Below are 13,618 nucleotides of genomic sequence, written 5' to 3'. Positions count from 1 at the left end.
GGCACCGGACCGACCACGACAACCCTCTCCAACGACTTCATCACGGTGGAGTTCACGAATGACGGAGCCCGCGTCGCATCCTACGTGCTGCGCGCGTACGATGGAGATGCCGGACAGCCGCTCGACCTCGTTCAATCGGTGTCGCTGCCTGAAGCGACCACGCCGCTCCAGCTGATCACAGCCGACGGGCCGGATCATCGGTTGTACGCTACCGAAAACGTCAATCATGGCGTCATCTACCGTTGGTCGGATGGTCGGGGGAACCGCGCCACCAAGACCATCACCCTCTCGGGCGAGGGCTACGGGCTCGATACGGAGATAAATGCCGAGGGTTCGTTGGCCTCCGCCCTCGTAAGCTTGGGCACCGGCATGCGGGATCTCGGCGAGGTTGAAAAGGAAAGCCGGCTGGCCCTTTGGGGAGAGGGGGTTCTGCTGGCCGATGGTGAGGTGGAACACCTGAAGCGGCGCAAAATCAAGGAGCGGCAGGTCCTCGCGCCGGCGAGCCTTACCTACGTAGGATTCGAAGATGCGTATTTCTTCAATCTCTTGCGACCCTCGAGCGAGATTGGCGAGGTTCACGTCGAACCGTATGAGCACACCATTGCGGGTGACGAAAAGCCCGAGAAGGTGCTCCGCATTTCAGTAGCTCCGGCGCGCGGGGTGTTGCGTGGACAGTTGCTCGGAGCACCCAAAGAGTATGACCTCCTGCATGAGATCGATCGCGGGGTGGAGAAGACGCTCAATTTTGGCATTTTCAGCCCCATATCGGTCTTTTTCCTCAAAGCCCTGCGCTGGATCTACGCCATTGTTGGCAACTACGGTGTCGCCATCATCCTCCTGACTCTCGGCATTCGCATCGTTCTCTTTCCGCTCATGCACACTTCTACCGTGTCGATGCGGAAGATGGCCAAGGTGCAGCCAAAGGTGAAGGAAATCCAGGCCAAATACAAGAAAAAGAAGAGCGACCCGCAGGCGCGCGCCAAAATGAATCAAGAGATGATGGCCCTCTACAAAGAGGAGGGCGTCAACCCGATGGCCGGTTGTCTGCCACTCTTGGTACAGCTGCCCCTGCTGTGGTCCCTGTACCGACTGTTCCTGAGCGCGATCGAGTTGCGCCACGCGCCATTTGTCCTCTGGATCACAGACCTTTCGATCAAAGATCCCCTGTACGTGACGCCGATACTGATGACCGTGACTATGTGGCTCCAGCAACGCCTGGCGCCACAGGCGGGTGACCCACAACAGCAGAGATTGATGCGAATGATGCCATTGATCTTCGGCATCATGTTTCTGCAGTTCCCCTCCGGTTTGGTTCTGTACTGGTTGACGAATAACGTGATTACTATCATCCAACAGGAAATCACCCTCCACATCGTCGGTGAGAGACGGCTCGGGGGCGGCAAATCGACCACGAAGCGAAAGGACGGCAAGTCATGACTGGGCGCAAGACCTTCCACGGGCCGACGCTTGACGAGGCCCTGAGCGCCGCCTGCGACGGGCTTGGCGCGCGCCTCGAGGAGCTTCACTACGAAGTCGTTCCCGACGATGAATCCGGCGTCGCGATCCAGGCTGCGGTCGATCCGGTCGCGGTTCTCGGGCTGTTCCTATCAGAGTCCTTTCGAGCTGGAGAGCTCGATATCACGGCCCGCCTCGAGCAGCGCGCCGACGCCCTCGTGGGCGAGCTTGCGGGTAGTGACCTCCACATTCTGACGGCCTCGGGCGGGCGCGGCCTGGATGCCTTCCAGTACCTCTGTAATCGCGTTTTGAACCGGCGCCTTTCTGCACATCTGCCGGTACACCTCGATAGCGACGGCTTCAAAGAGCGCCGAGCCCTCAAGCTTCAGGACCGAGCCGAAGCGGCGGCGGACGAGGCATTGCGCCGAGGAGCGCCGGTAACGCTGGGCCCGCTGACCCCAGCTGCGCGGCGCGAGATCCACCTCGCCCTAGCCGACGACCCGGGGGTCGAGACGGAATCGGACGGCGATGGTTTCCTCAAGCGAATTGTCATCCGCCCTCGCCGGCGGCGCTGACACGATTGTCGCGCGCGCGACCCCGGCCGGCCGGGGCGCTCTGGCGCTGATTCGGGTGAGCGGCCCGCAGGCGGCGGTTTGTGCCTCCCTGCTCTGCCCTGAGGTCACTTTCGACGCCGCCTGGAGGGCAACCCTGGTCGATCTCCATGCCGCGTCGGGTGAGGTCCTCGATCGCGGCATCGTCATGACCTTTCCAGGGCCGCGTTCTTACACCGGCGAGGACATGTTCGAGGTGACGGTTCACGGGTCGCCATACCTCACCGCGGCTGTGATCGAAGCGATCATCGCTGCTGGCGCTCGTCCGGCGGGCGCGGGGGAGTTTACGAGGCGGGCGGTTGCCAATGGGAAGCTCGACCTCGTGCAGGCAGAAGCAATTGCGGACATGGTGGCGGCAGACACCGAATGGCAGCACCGAAACGCTCGCCTGCAACTTGCCGGCTACCTATCACGCCGGTTTGCCGAGCTTCGCGCTTCGCTGGTTGCCGCCCTCGCTGCGGTCGAGGCGTCCCTCGACTATGAGGCTCAGGGCATCGAAGTCGCTCAGACGGAAATTGCGAAACACCTCGACGCGTGTCGGCGACAGCTCACAACCCTGCTTGGCACCGCCCGTGCGGGCACCCGGATTAGGGATGGCCTGCGGGTCGTCATACTGGGCCGGCCCAACGCCGGGAAGTCGACCCTATTCAACATGCTTTGCGGCATGGAGCGCGCAATCGTGTCGCCCCAGCCGGGCACCACGAGGGACCTCATCGAAGCCGATCTCGAGGTTGCCGGAGTGCGGATGACTCTCCAGGACACCGCGGGGCTTCGAACTGGCGGTGGCGATGTGGAATCCGAGGGACACCGGCGGGCGCGCGCGGCGGCCGCCGCTGCGGATGTGGCAATTGTTCTGTGGCCATATGGTGATGGCCGCGGTGCGCCGCAGGTGGATGAGGGCCCGGCGGTCATTCAGGTGCGATCGAAGGCTGACCTGGCCGGCAATCGCAGCGTCGAAGACGGCTGGCTTCGGCTGTCGTGCCACAGTGGGGAGGGGCTAGAGGCGCTTCGAAGTGAACTCGAACGCGCGGCGCTGGGTGAGATTCCAGATCTCGGCGGGGCGGTGGCTATCGCTCGCCGGCACCTCCGCGCGCTCACCGCAGCCGCCGCCGAAGTTGAAGGCTGCAACCCGGCGTGTGCCGAAACCTCTGCCGAGGGTCTCCGCTGGGCGCTTCGTTCGGTCGATCTCCTAATCGGCGAGATTGCGCCCGAGGAGGTCCTGGATGAGGTGTTCAGTGCGTTTTGCATCGGAAAGTGACCGTGGCGCGGTGTGATCTGGTTGTCGTGGGTGCGGGACACGCGGGCTGCGAGGCTGCCGCTGCGGCAGCGCGCATGGGGGCGTCGGTTACGTTAGTGACACTCGACCGTCGAACCGTCGCCCAGATGCCGTGCAACCCGGCCATCGGTGGCATCGGCAAGGGTCACCTGGTGACCGAGATTGACGCCCTCGGGGGTATTCAGGGCTGGGCGGCAGATCGCGTCGGCATACAGTTCAGGGTACTCAATCGATCGCGCGGACCAGCCGTCTGGGGCCCGCGGGCGCAGTGCGACAAACTCGCATACCAAACAGTGATTCGGCGGGTTGTCGAACGCCTGCGGGGCGTGACCCTGCTAGAGGCCGAGGTCGATGACCTGGTGCTCGAGAAGGGCTGCGCGGCGGGCGTGGTGCTTCGGAGCGGTGAGCAGATCCGTGCGGGTGCTGTGATTCTTACGACAGGAACCTTTTTGGGTGGCCTGTTGCACACAGGTGAGAAGCGGCTTCCCGGGGGTCGGGTCGGGGAGCGGCCGAGTTCCGCTCTGGGTGAAGGGCTTGCACGGCTGGGGTTGGAACTGCGGCGGTTCAAAACCGGTACGCCACCACGGTTGGCTCGCGGCAGCATCGATTTTGGACGCCTCGAGATCCAGCGCGGTGATGCGTCCCCCCGCCCATTCTCGTGGCGTACGCGAGCGGTCGCAAACTCCTGTGTGTGCTGGATGACCCGAACCCCGCCGGAGGTCCAGGAGATCGTTCGGCGGAACCTGGCTCGCTCGCCGTTGCTGACCGGTGTTATCGAGGGCGTCGGGCCGCGCTACTGTCCGTCGATCGAGGACAAGGTTGTGCGGTTTCCCCACCATGACCAACACACCATCTTTCTCGAGCCCGAGGGCCGCCACACCGAGAGCATCTACGTGAACGGCCTGTCAACAAGCCTGCCAGTGGACGTTCAGGAAGCGGTGGTTCACAGTGTGCCAGGCCTCGATCGAGCAAGTTTTCTGCGGTACGGCTATGCCGTCGAGTACGACGTGGTGGCACCGCGGCAGGTGGGTGCGAACCTCGAGTGCTCGAGTATTCCGAGATTGTTTTTCGCGGGGCAGGTGCTTGGTACGTCAGGCTACGAGGAGGCTGCGGCACTCGGTCTGGTGGCCGGAATTAACGCCCGCCGGACCCTCCGCGACGAGCCGCCGTTCATCATCCCTCGAGAGGATGCGTACATCGGCGTTTTGGTGGACGATCTCTGTGGACGCGAACATCGCGAACCCTATCGAATGTTTACCTCCCGCGCAGAGCACCGCCTACTCCTCGGCGTGGACTCTGCGCGGGAACGCCTGATGGCGACAGGGTGCAAGCTGGGCTTGGTGCGGGCCGAGGCGTTTCACGTGGAACGCAGGCAGTGGGAGCGGCGAAGAAAGGTGAAAGAGGCGCTAGAATCCACCCGGCTCAATCCGACGGCGAGCACCCGCGATGCGGTGCGCGAGATTGCGGGCGTCGAATTGACGTCACCGGCGACGTGGGCGAGCATTCTTCGCCGCCAGGACACGGATGTGGCAAAGGTTACCACCCGCCTGGATCTGTTCGAAGGGCTCGCAGAGAACGAGTGCCGAACGATTGTCGGCCTCCTCCGTTACGATGGATACCTGGCCCGTCAGGAGCGCGAAAGACAGCGGGTGCGACGCCTTGGTTTGGTGCCGATCCCAGAGGATCTCAATCCGTCCACGGTGCCCGGAATATCGCGCGAGGTTGCCGAAGCGCTTGTCCGCGAAAGACCGCGCACCCTCGCCGAGGCCGAGCGCATGCCGGGCATGACTCCAGCCGCGTTGGCAATCTTGGCCGGCCGACTCGCGCAGGGAAGGGGAGCCGGGTGAGGGGCGAGCCGGGGTTCGAAGCGCTTCTTGCAGCGCATGCCACCGGCGACAGCCTGATCCGCCTTGTACGGTTTGCCGAGCTCATCGAAAAGTGGTCCTCAACACACAATCTGGTGCGGTACGCGAATCGCCGGGAGCTCGTCAATCGCCACATCGTTGATTCGCTGGCCGCAGCCCCCGCCCTTGCGGGCCGCCACCAGTTGCTCGATGTCGGCAGCGGAGCCGGGCTGCCCGGAATCCCCCTGCTGGTGGTTGTGCCAGCCCTTTCTGGGATCCTGCTCGAACCGCGCCAGAAGAGGTGGGCCTTTCTCCGCACGGTGGTGCGCGAGCTCGGCCTGGAGGCGGAGGTCCTGCGCGCCCGGTATGAGGCGCTCGATAATTGTGGTCCTTTTGATGCGATCACGGCGCGGGCGGTTGGTGACGTCCCGGCGCTCCTAAAATGGGCGAGCGCGAAGTTGCTGCCGGGCGGTGAGGTGTTGCTGTGGACAACCGCAGATCGCATTGAAGATCTCACGAAAGCTGGTGGATGGCGTGTGTTAAGCTCGAATTTACCCGGCCTCGATTGCGGCCGGCTGGCTCGGCTGCAACCATGTTTCACGTGAAACCGTGTGGTCTTTCAATGACGAGCGTCCCAATCCGACGCACCACCTCTCGCCCCCTAGCGTGTCGGAGGCGCTCAGAGTGGGCGTTTGGATGATGAGTTCGAGGATCGTTGCCATCGCAAACCAGAAGGGTGGTGTGGGAAAGACCACAACCGCCATCAGCCTCGGTGCAACGCTCGCGGCCTACGAGAAACGCGTGCTGCTCGTGGACCTGGATCCTCAGTCCAACTGCAGCTCCGGCCTCGGTTTCCAGTTCGATGGTACAGAGCCCACTTCGTACGAATTGGTGATTGGTGACGCGGCGGTCGGCGCAACTTCCCGTGCAACCGAGTTCCCCCACCTGTCGTTGGTGCCCGCCACACCGCACCTCGCCGGCGCGGAAGTCGAACTTGTCGGGATGGTCGGCCGGGAATACCGCCTGCGGGACGCCCTTTCGCGTGAGCAAATCGCGGCGTATGATTTCGTCCTGGTAGATTGTCCGCCCTCGCTCGGCCTGTTGACGCTCAATGCCCTGGCGGCTGCGCACGGGTTATTGGTGCCGATCCAATGCGAGTATTTCGCTATGGAGGGTGTTTCCATGCTCATGGCAACGGTCGATGAGGTCCGACGATTTCTCAACCCCGGCCTTACCATCGATGGCATTGTCCTGACCATGTATGACGAACGAACCAACCTGGCACGACAGGTGGCGTCGGAGGTGCGCGGCGTGTTTGGCGATCTCGTCTTCGAGACCCTGGTGCCACGAAATATCCGCCTCGCAGAGGCGCCGTCTTTCGGCCGGCCGATCCACGCCTATGATCTTCGGAGCCGCGGTTCTCAGGCGTATCTGCAACTCGGGCGCGAGTATCTCGATCGGAGGAAGCGGACTCATGTCGGCTAAACAGGTGCTGGGGCGGGGCCTCAAAGCCCTCATACCCGATGCGCCCACGGCGCGAGCGGGCTTTGCGGAGATACCGGTGTCTCGAATCGAGCCGAACCCGCAACAACCCCGGCAGGTCTTCGACGCCGGGGCGCTCGAGGAGTTGGCCGCATCAATTCGCCGCCACGGTGTGCTCCAACCGGTGGTCGTGAGCGAGGGTGGGCCCGACCGATACGTATTGATTACCGGAGAGCGCCGCTTACGAGCGGCGCGTTTGGCCGGCCTGGAGACGGTTCCGGCGGTGATTCGAGAGCGGCTCGAGGATGTCGCCCAACTCGAACTCGCGCTGGTGGAAAACCTGCAACGGCGAGACCTGACACCGATGGAGGAGGCGCGAGCCTTCGAAAGCCTGCGAGCGGGACTCGGTCTCTCTCAACAAGAGATCGCAAACCGGGTCGGGATGGATCGCAGCACGGTCGCCAACTCTCTCCGCCTTCTCAGGCTTCCGCGTGAGGTTCAGGAGCTGGTTGAGAGCGGAGACCTGTCGGCCGGGCACGCGCGGGCACTGCTCTCGTTTTCGACCGCGGACGAGCGCAGTGAGTGGGCCAAACGCGTCGTCGCAACCGGTCTCTCGGTTCGCGGACTCGAGAGGGAGGCAGCCGAGGCCCGTCGTGGTGGGTCGAAAGGAAAATCAGGAGGCGGCCGTAAATCAGCGCAGCGCGACCCCAACCTGCTGGTGGCAGAAGAGAAGCTCTCACTGCGCCTCGGGGCGCCCGTAGAAATCAGGCCGGGTCGCCGAGGGGGCGTGGTTGTCATATCCTGCAGCGACCAGGATGAGTTGATGCGAGTATTCGATCTTTTGATGGGGGGTGAGTGATGGCCCGAGGAGAGTCTCTCAACGGCTTTGTGGACTCCGGGTGCACGATTCGAGGAGAGCTCGAGTTTTCCAACTACTTTCGCGTCGACGGCCGGGTAGAGGGCACGGTCCGATCACGCTCCGAGCTCGTGGTCGGGGACGGAGGGGTAGTTGAAGGCGAGGTCGAGGTGGCTCGCTGCGTCGTCGGCGGTGAGGTGCGCGGTACGGTTCGCGCCTCCGAGCAGGTCCTGCTTCATGCCGGCGCGAAAGTGTGGGCGGACATCCATACGCCGGCGCTTGTGATGGAGGATGGTGCCTTCCTCGAGGGGGCCGTGAGCATGGATTCAAAGGACGTGAAAAAAAACACAAATAAGGTATCATCGACATCTTGACCGAAGTACACGGATTTGTTAGCTTGAGCCGCCCCGTGCTGAGCGCGGGAGCGGATCGCGCCGGGAGCGGCCGATGACCCCACCAAACCTGTCCCTGATCTTCATCATGGTTTGCTTCTGGGTGACCCTCTGGATTGTTTACCGTTTCTTGATTCGACCGGTCGGTACGGTCATCGCGGAGCGTCAGCGCCGTACCGATGGTGCGCAACGTGAGTGGTCGGCGAAAAACGAGGAGTACCTCGCCGCCGTCAGCCAGGTCGAGGACGAAATAGCCCAGGCCGCCAAAGACTCGTCGCAAATGCGTGCCGAGGCACGCCAGGGAGCGATGGACAGGCGCCAGGAAACCCTCGATCACGCGCGTGCGGATGCGGATGAGCGCCTCAACGCGGCCCTCGAAACTCTCAAGGGCGAGGCGGAATCCGCCCGAGCAGACCTTCGGGGACGGGCAGAGGAGTTGGCGCGTTTGCTCGCCGATCGCCTTCTCGGTCGGGAGATTTCCTCATGAAGACCGTCATCGGGTGGATCGGTGTTTTTTTCGTTGCGCTGGTCTTCGCGATCCTGGTCGACAAGGGCGTCAAGCACCTCGGAATTCCGGATTACTTCTGGCTTGCCCTGAATCTCACCGCATTCCTATACATCCTGCAGCGGTTTGTCGGTCGTCCTATGGCAGCTTTTCTCGAGAGCCGCAGCGAGGGTATTTCTGAAGAGCTTCAAAATGCCCGTCGACAGCTTGAAGAGGCGGATCGCCTTCAGGCCGAGGCTTCCAAGCGCCTCGCAGATCTCGAGTCCGAGGTCGCCGAAATGAAGCAGCGAGCGGTGGCTGACGGGGCAGCGGAGGCGGCTAGGATCGAAGAGCAGGCGAAGGCCGAGGAGGAGCGCTTCCTGCGCCGGGTGGATGAAGAGATTACCCGGCGGGAAGCTGAAACCCGCGTCCAGTTGGCGCAGGACACCGCCGATCTGACGGCACAGCTCGCCCGCGACCTTCTCGAGCGCGAGATGACCGACGACGACCGCCGGCGGTACTTCGAGCGAAGCCTGGAAGCCATGACAGATCTCAGGGGCAGGGAGTAAGTATGAGCCGCTTTCGGGCGACGCCGTATGCGAAAGCTTTACTGGAAGTGGTCCGGGATCAGACGCCCGGTCGCGCCGAGCAGGTTGCCGCCGAGCTCGACCGCGTCGTCGAGGCTCTCGAAGCCACACCCGATTTCGAGCGCGTCCTCGTGACGCCGCTGGTATCGGTCGAGGCGAAGACCGCGATACTCGATGCAGTGCTCGATGAGCTCGAATTCGGCGAACCGACGCGGCGATTTTTGCACGTGGTCCAGAGCCACTACCGGATGCAGCACATGAGCGACATCGCCACGACCTTCAGGGAACTGGTTGACGACAGCCTCGGTCGAACGAGAGCCAAGGTGACGACCGTGAACCCGCTTTCCGAGGCGCAGCAGGACCGTGTGGTCAGTGCGATTTCCGAATTCGAGGGTGCCAAGATTGTGGCTGATTTCGAGGCCGACCCGGATCTCCTGGGAGGCTTCAAACTTCAGGTTGGTTCGCGAGTCTTCGACGGCTCGCTGGCAGGAGAACTGGATCGCTTGAGCAAAGAGATCGAGATCGAACAGGGGTAAGATATGCAGATCAAAGCCGCCGAGATAGCGGACATCATCCGCCGTCAAATTGAAGGGATCGAAACAACCATCGACATGTCCGAGGTCGGAACCGTGATCTCGGTCGGTGACGGTATCGCCCGCATCTATGGCCTGGATGGCGTCATGTCGGGAGAGCTCATCGAGCTGCCGCACGACGTCTACGGCCTGGCCCTCAACCTCGAGGACGACAACGTCGGCTGCGTGCTGATGGGCGAGGTCCATCTCGTGCAGGAGGGTGATGAAGCCAAGCGCACTGGGCGCATCCTCGACATCCCGGCGGGGCCCGGGCTAGTTGGCCGTGTGGTCGACCCCCTCGGCCGGCCGCTCGACGGCAAGGGGCCAATCGAGGCGACCGAGCGTTATCCGCTCGAGCGCACAGCGCCGGGTGTGGTCGCGCGTCAGCCGGTGAAAGAGCCCATGCAGACCGGCATCAAGGCAATCGATTCGATGATCCCGATCGGGCGTGGCCAGCGTGAGCTCATCATCGGTGATCGCCAGACCGGAAAGACAGCAGTCATCCTCGACTCGATCATCAATCAGAAGGGCACCGGCAACATCTGCATCTACGTCGCGATCGGCCAGAAGGCCTCGACCGTCGCCCAGGTCATCGCGACGCTTGAAAAGAATGGCGCCATGGACCATACGATCGTAGTCTCAGCGACCGCTTCCGAGCCGGCACCGCTGCAGTACCTCGCGCCGTACGCCGGCGCCGCGCTCGGAGAGTACTTCATGTACAACAAAGGTCACGCAGTGTGCTTCTACGACGACCTCACGAAGCACGCGCAGGCCTATCGCGAGATCTCGCTCTTGCTGCGTCGCCCGCCCGGTCGCGAGGCCTACCCGGGCGATGTCTTCTACCTCCACTCGCGGCTTCTCGAGCGAGCCTCAAAGCTCAACGACCAACTCGGCGGCGGCAGCCTGACCGCGCTGCCGGTGATCGAGACCCAGATGGGCGACGTCTCGGCCTATATCCCGACCAACGTCATCTCGATCACCGATGGCCAGATCTATCTCGAGTCCGACCTCTTCTTTGCCGGTCAGCGTCCCGCTGTCAATGTCGGCCTTTCGGTCAGCCGGGTCGGCGGCAACGCGCAGATCAAGGCCATGAAATCGATCGCAGGGTCCCTGCGGCTCGACCTCGCCCAGTATCGCGAGCTGGCAGCCTTCGCGCAGTTCGGATCTGACCTCGACAGGGCCACCCAGCGTCAGCTCGCTCGCGGCGAGCGACTGATGGAGATCCTGAAACAGGGCCAGTATTCGCCGATTCCGGTCGAACTCCAAATTGTGTCCATATTTGCCGGCACCAAGGGTTACTTCGACAGCCTCAAGGTTTCGGCCCTCGGGGCGTTCGAGCCCGCACTCCATCGTTATGCAAGGGACAATGGAGCGGATACGCTCAACCGGATCGTCGAAACCGGCGTCCTCGATGAACAGACCGAGGAGGAGCTCGGATCGCTGATTACCGCGGCGGTGGACCTCTTCCTCAAGGAACACCCGGAGGCTGCTCTTGCCTAATACCAGGGATCTCGTCCGGCGGATTCAATCCGTCAAGGGCACGCAACAGATCACCAAGGCCATGCAGATGGTGGCGGCGGCCAAGCTGCGGAGGGCTCAGGACGCGATTACCGGCGCTCGCCCCTGGGCCGACACGCTGTCGCACGTGCTCGCCAACGTTTCCTCGCGCACCGAATTCTCGCACCCGTTGCTCGAGACACCGGCCGAGGGCGGCGGCACTTGGGTGGTGGTCATTTCGTCGGACAAGGGCTTGTGCGGATCGTTCAACGCGAACCTTCTGCGATCGCTCGAAAAAGAGCTCCTTTCCGGGCGTTGGGCGGAGGAGATCGAGTTAGCGGTCATAGGCCGCAAGGCCTCTGACTACTTCCGTCGCCGCAAATGGAACCTGGTCATCGACGAGCGCGACACGATGAATCAGCTCTCCGCCGAGGATGGTCCTCGCCTTGGAAAGCAGTTCATGGAGGCATTCACCACCGGTGTGGCGAGCTCGGTCTGGCTGGTCTACAACAGCTTCGTCAACATGATTCGACAGGACCTCAAGATCGAATGTCTGTTACCGATCGAGCCACCCGCGGTCGAGGATCTCCAGGATGACTCGCAGGTCGATTATCTTTACGAGCCTGATGCCGAGACCTTGCTGGCGGAGCTGCTGCCGCGGCACGTCGAAACCCAGGTCCAGGCAGCGCTTTATGATTCGGCGGCGGCAGAGCAGGCCGCTCGTATGACATCGATGGACGCAGCAACCCGCAACGCGGGTGAAATGATCGATGCACTGACCTTGCTCTATAACCGTACGCGACAGGCAGCGATTACCAAGGAATTGATTGAAATCGTCTCCGGCGCACAGGCGCTCGAGGGATAGGGAGTCGTCTTCTATGAGCGAGCAATTCAGCGGTCACGTGGTATCGATCATCGGCCCGGTGGTGGATGTCGAGTTTCCCGACCAGCACCTGCCTGCAATTTTGAATGCGGTTCACATTGTCGATGACGGTGACAAGGGCAAGGTCCCGATCGACGTCACCGCCGAGGTCGCCCAGCACCTGGGAGAGAATCGCGCGCGGTGCATCGCGATGGAGCCGACAGAGGGCATGGTTCGAGGCATGAAGGCCACCGATCTCGGCGAGCCGATCTCGGTGCCGGTGGGCCGCAAGACTCTAGGTCGCGTGCTCGGGGTGCTCGGAGAACCGGTCGATGGCAAGGGCCCGGTGAATGCCGAGGAACGCTTGCCGATCCACCGCGAAGCGCCGCCCCTGGCCGAGCAGTCGACCGAGACCGAGATGTTCGAGACCGGCATCAAGGTGGTCGATCTCCTCGAGCCCTACACCAAGGGCGGTAAAACTGGGCTCTTCGGCGGTGCCGGCGTCGGTAAGACGGTCATCATCATGGAGCTGATCAACAACGTCGCTCTCCAGCACGGCGGATTCTCGGTCTTCTCGGGGGTCGGCGAGCGGACGCGCGAGGGCAATGACCTGTGGCTGGAGATGACCGAGGCGGGCGTCATCGACCCCGACAGCTGGGAAAACTCGAAGGCTTCCCTGATCTATGGTCAGATGACCGAGCCCCCGGGCGCCCGTCTCCGAGTCGGTCTCACCGGTCTCACCGTGGCAGAGCACTTCCGGGATTCCGAGGGCCAGGACGTGCTGCTCTTCATCGATAACATCTTCCGCTTCACCCAGGCCGGCTCGGAGGTTTCCGCGTTGCTCGGCCGCATGCCGTCAGCCGTCGGCTACCAGCCCAATCTCGCGACCGAAATGGGTGAACTCCAGGAACGGATCACGTCAACCAAGAAGGGCTCGGTGACCTCGGTGCAGGCGATTTACGTGCCGGCCGACGACCTTACCGATCCGGCCCCGGCGACCGCGTTCGCCCACCTCGATGCGACCTCGGTGTTGTCTCGCCAGATCGCCGAATTGGGCATCTACCCCGCGGTCGATCCGCTCGCTTCGACCTCGCGCATCCTCGACCCCACTATCGTCGGCGAGGAACATTACATGGTGGCCCGCGAGACCCAGCGGATTCTCCAGCGCTACAAGGATCTCCAGGACATCATCGCGATTCTCGGTATCGACGAGCTTTCGGAGGAGGACAAGCTTACGGTGGCGCGAGCACGCAAGATCCAGCGGTTCCTTTCGCAGCCGTTCCACGTTGCCGAGCAGTTCACCGGATTCAAAGGGCGCTACGTCAAGGTCGAGGATACGGTCAAGGGATTCAAGGGCTTGTGCGCCGGAGATTATGACCACCTGCCCGAGCAGGCCTTCCTCTATGTCGGCGGTATCGAAGAGGCCATCGAGAAGGCCGACAAGATGAAGGCGGAGGACTGAGGTGGCCGATCGACTGAAGCTCGAGGTCGTGACGCCGAGCCGACGCATCCTCGAGTGCAGCGCCCAGGAGGTGCGGATTCCAGGGGCAATGGGTGAGCTCGGTGTGCTGCCGGGGCACACGCCGCTGCTGACCTCTCTCGGCACCGGTGCGGTCACGTGGATTGACGGTGACTCAACCGGCAGGCTGGTCGTCCAGGGGGGGTTCGCCGAGATCCAGCCCGACGCGGTTACGGTCCTC

At 62.9% G+C, this 13,618-nt stretch carries 15 protein-coding genes; all 15 read left to right on the top strand.

Going from position 1 to position 13,618, the window contains the following annotated elements; translation table 11 throughout:
- Positions 1-1,437 (top strand): membrane protein insertase YidC (gene yidC, locus LJE93_10315; GenBank protein MCG6949294.1); only part of this gene is annotated, 1,437 nt, incomplete at its 5' end.
- Positions 1,434-2,030 carry a hypothetical protein gene (locus LJE93_10310; GenBank protein MCG6949293.1) on the top strand — a complete coding sequence of 199 codons (597 nt, stop codon included), beginning with the start codon at positions 1,434-1,436 and terminating at the stop codon, positions 2,028-2,030. The genes yidC and LJE93_10310, both read left to right, overlap by 4 nt.
- Entirely contained in the window at positions 1,984-3,324 is a 1,341-nt protein-coding gene (gene mnmE, locus LJE93_10305; GenBank protein ID MCG6949292.1) for a tRNA uridine-5-carboxymethylaminomethyl(34) synthesis GTPase MnmE, read from the top strand. The genes LJE93_10310 and mnmE overlap by 47 nt, the downstream gene beginning before the upstream one ends.
- Positions 3,321-5,189 (top strand): tRNA uridine-5-carboxymethylaminomethyl(34) synthesis enzyme MnmG, encoded by a 1,869-nt coding sequence (mnmG, locus tag LJE93_10300; GenBank protein MCG6949291.1) that lies wholly within the window; start codon positions 3,321-3,323, stop codon positions 5,187-5,189. The genes mnmE and mnmG overlap by 4 nt, the downstream gene beginning before the upstream one ends.
- Positions 5,186-5,791, top strand: coding sequence for a 16S rRNA (guanine(527)-N(7))-methyltransferase RsmG (gene rsmG / locus LJE93_10295; GenBank protein MCG6949290.1), 606 nt, complete (start codon positions 5,186-5,188; stop codon positions 5,789-5,791). The genes mnmG and rsmG overlap by 4 nt, the downstream gene beginning before the upstream one ends.
- A 94-nt stretch (positions 5,792-5,885) precedes the next feature.
- Positions 5,886-6,671, top strand: a complete 786-nt coding sequence (locus tag LJE93_10290) for a ParA family protein (GenBank protein ID MCG6949289.1) — start codon at positions 5,886-5,888, stop codon at positions 6,669-6,671.
- A complete protein-coding gene (locus LJE93_10285) occupies positions 6,661-7,527 on the top strand; it encodes a ParB/RepB/Spo0J family partition protein (GenBank protein ID MCG6949288.1) in 867 nt (288 codons plus the stop codon). Before LJE93_10290 ends, LJE93_10285 begins: the two co-directional genes overlap by 11 nt.
- A complete protein-coding gene (locus tag LJE93_10280; GenBank protein ID MCG6949287.1) occupies positions 7,527-7,898 on the top strand; it encodes a polymer-forming cytoskeletal protein in 372 nt (123 codons plus the stop codon). The genes LJE93_10285 and LJE93_10280 overlap by 1 nt, the downstream gene beginning before the upstream one ends.
- Before the next feature lie 73 nt (positions 7,899-7,971).
- Entirely contained in the window at positions 7,972-8,403 is a 432-nt protein-coding gene (locus tag LJE93_10275; protein ID MCG6949286.1) for an ATP synthase F0 subunit B, read from the top strand.
- Complete coding sequence (locus LJE93_10270; protein MCG6949285.1) at positions 8,400-8,969, top strand: ATP synthase F0 subunit B; 570 nt, start codon at positions 8,400-8,402, stop codon at positions 8,967-8,969. Before LJE93_10275 ends, LJE93_10270 begins: the two co-directional genes overlap by 4 nt.
- 2 nt (positions 8,970-8,971) lie before the next feature.
- Positions 8,972-9,523, top strand: coding sequence for an ATP synthase F1 subunit delta (gene atpH, locus LJE93_10265; protein ID MCG6949284.1), 552 nt, complete (start codon positions 8,972-8,974; stop codon positions 9,521-9,523).
- A 3-nt stretch (positions 9,524-9,526) separates the two neighbouring features.
- The gene (gene atpA / locus LJE93_10260) at positions 9,527-11,059 is read left to right on the top strand and encodes a F0F1 ATP synthase subunit alpha (protein ID MCG6949283.1); all 1,533 of its coding nucleotides are present in this window, start codon (positions 9,527-9,529) and stop codon (positions 11,057-11,059) included.
- Positions 11,052-11,921 (top strand): ATP synthase F1 subunit gamma, encoded by an 870-nt coding sequence (gene atpG / locus LJE93_10255; protein MCG6949282.1) that lies wholly within the window; start codon positions 11,052-11,054, stop codon positions 11,919-11,921. Before atpA ends, atpG begins: the two co-directional genes overlap by 8 nt.
- A 13-nt stretch (positions 11,922-11,934) precedes the next feature.
- Complete coding sequence (gene atpD, locus LJE93_10250; protein MCG6949281.1) at positions 11,935-13,380, top strand: F0F1 ATP synthase subunit beta; 1,446 nt, start codon at positions 11,935-11,937, stop codon at positions 13,378-13,380.
- 1 nt (position 13,381) lies between these two features.
- The coding region (gene atpC / locus LJE93_10245) for an ATP synthase F1 subunit epsilon (protein ID MCG6949280.1) at positions 13,382-13,618 on the top strand (237 nt) is incomplete at its 3' end.

The sequence above is a fragment of the Acidobacteriota bacterium genome, assembly GCA_022340665.1.
In the GTDB taxonomy this organism is placed as follows: Bacteria; Acidobacteriota; Thermoanaerobaculia; order Thermoanaerobaculales; family Sulfomarinibacteraceae; genus Sulfomarinibacter.
This window is presented reverse-complemented; position numbering and strand designations above follow the sequence as displayed.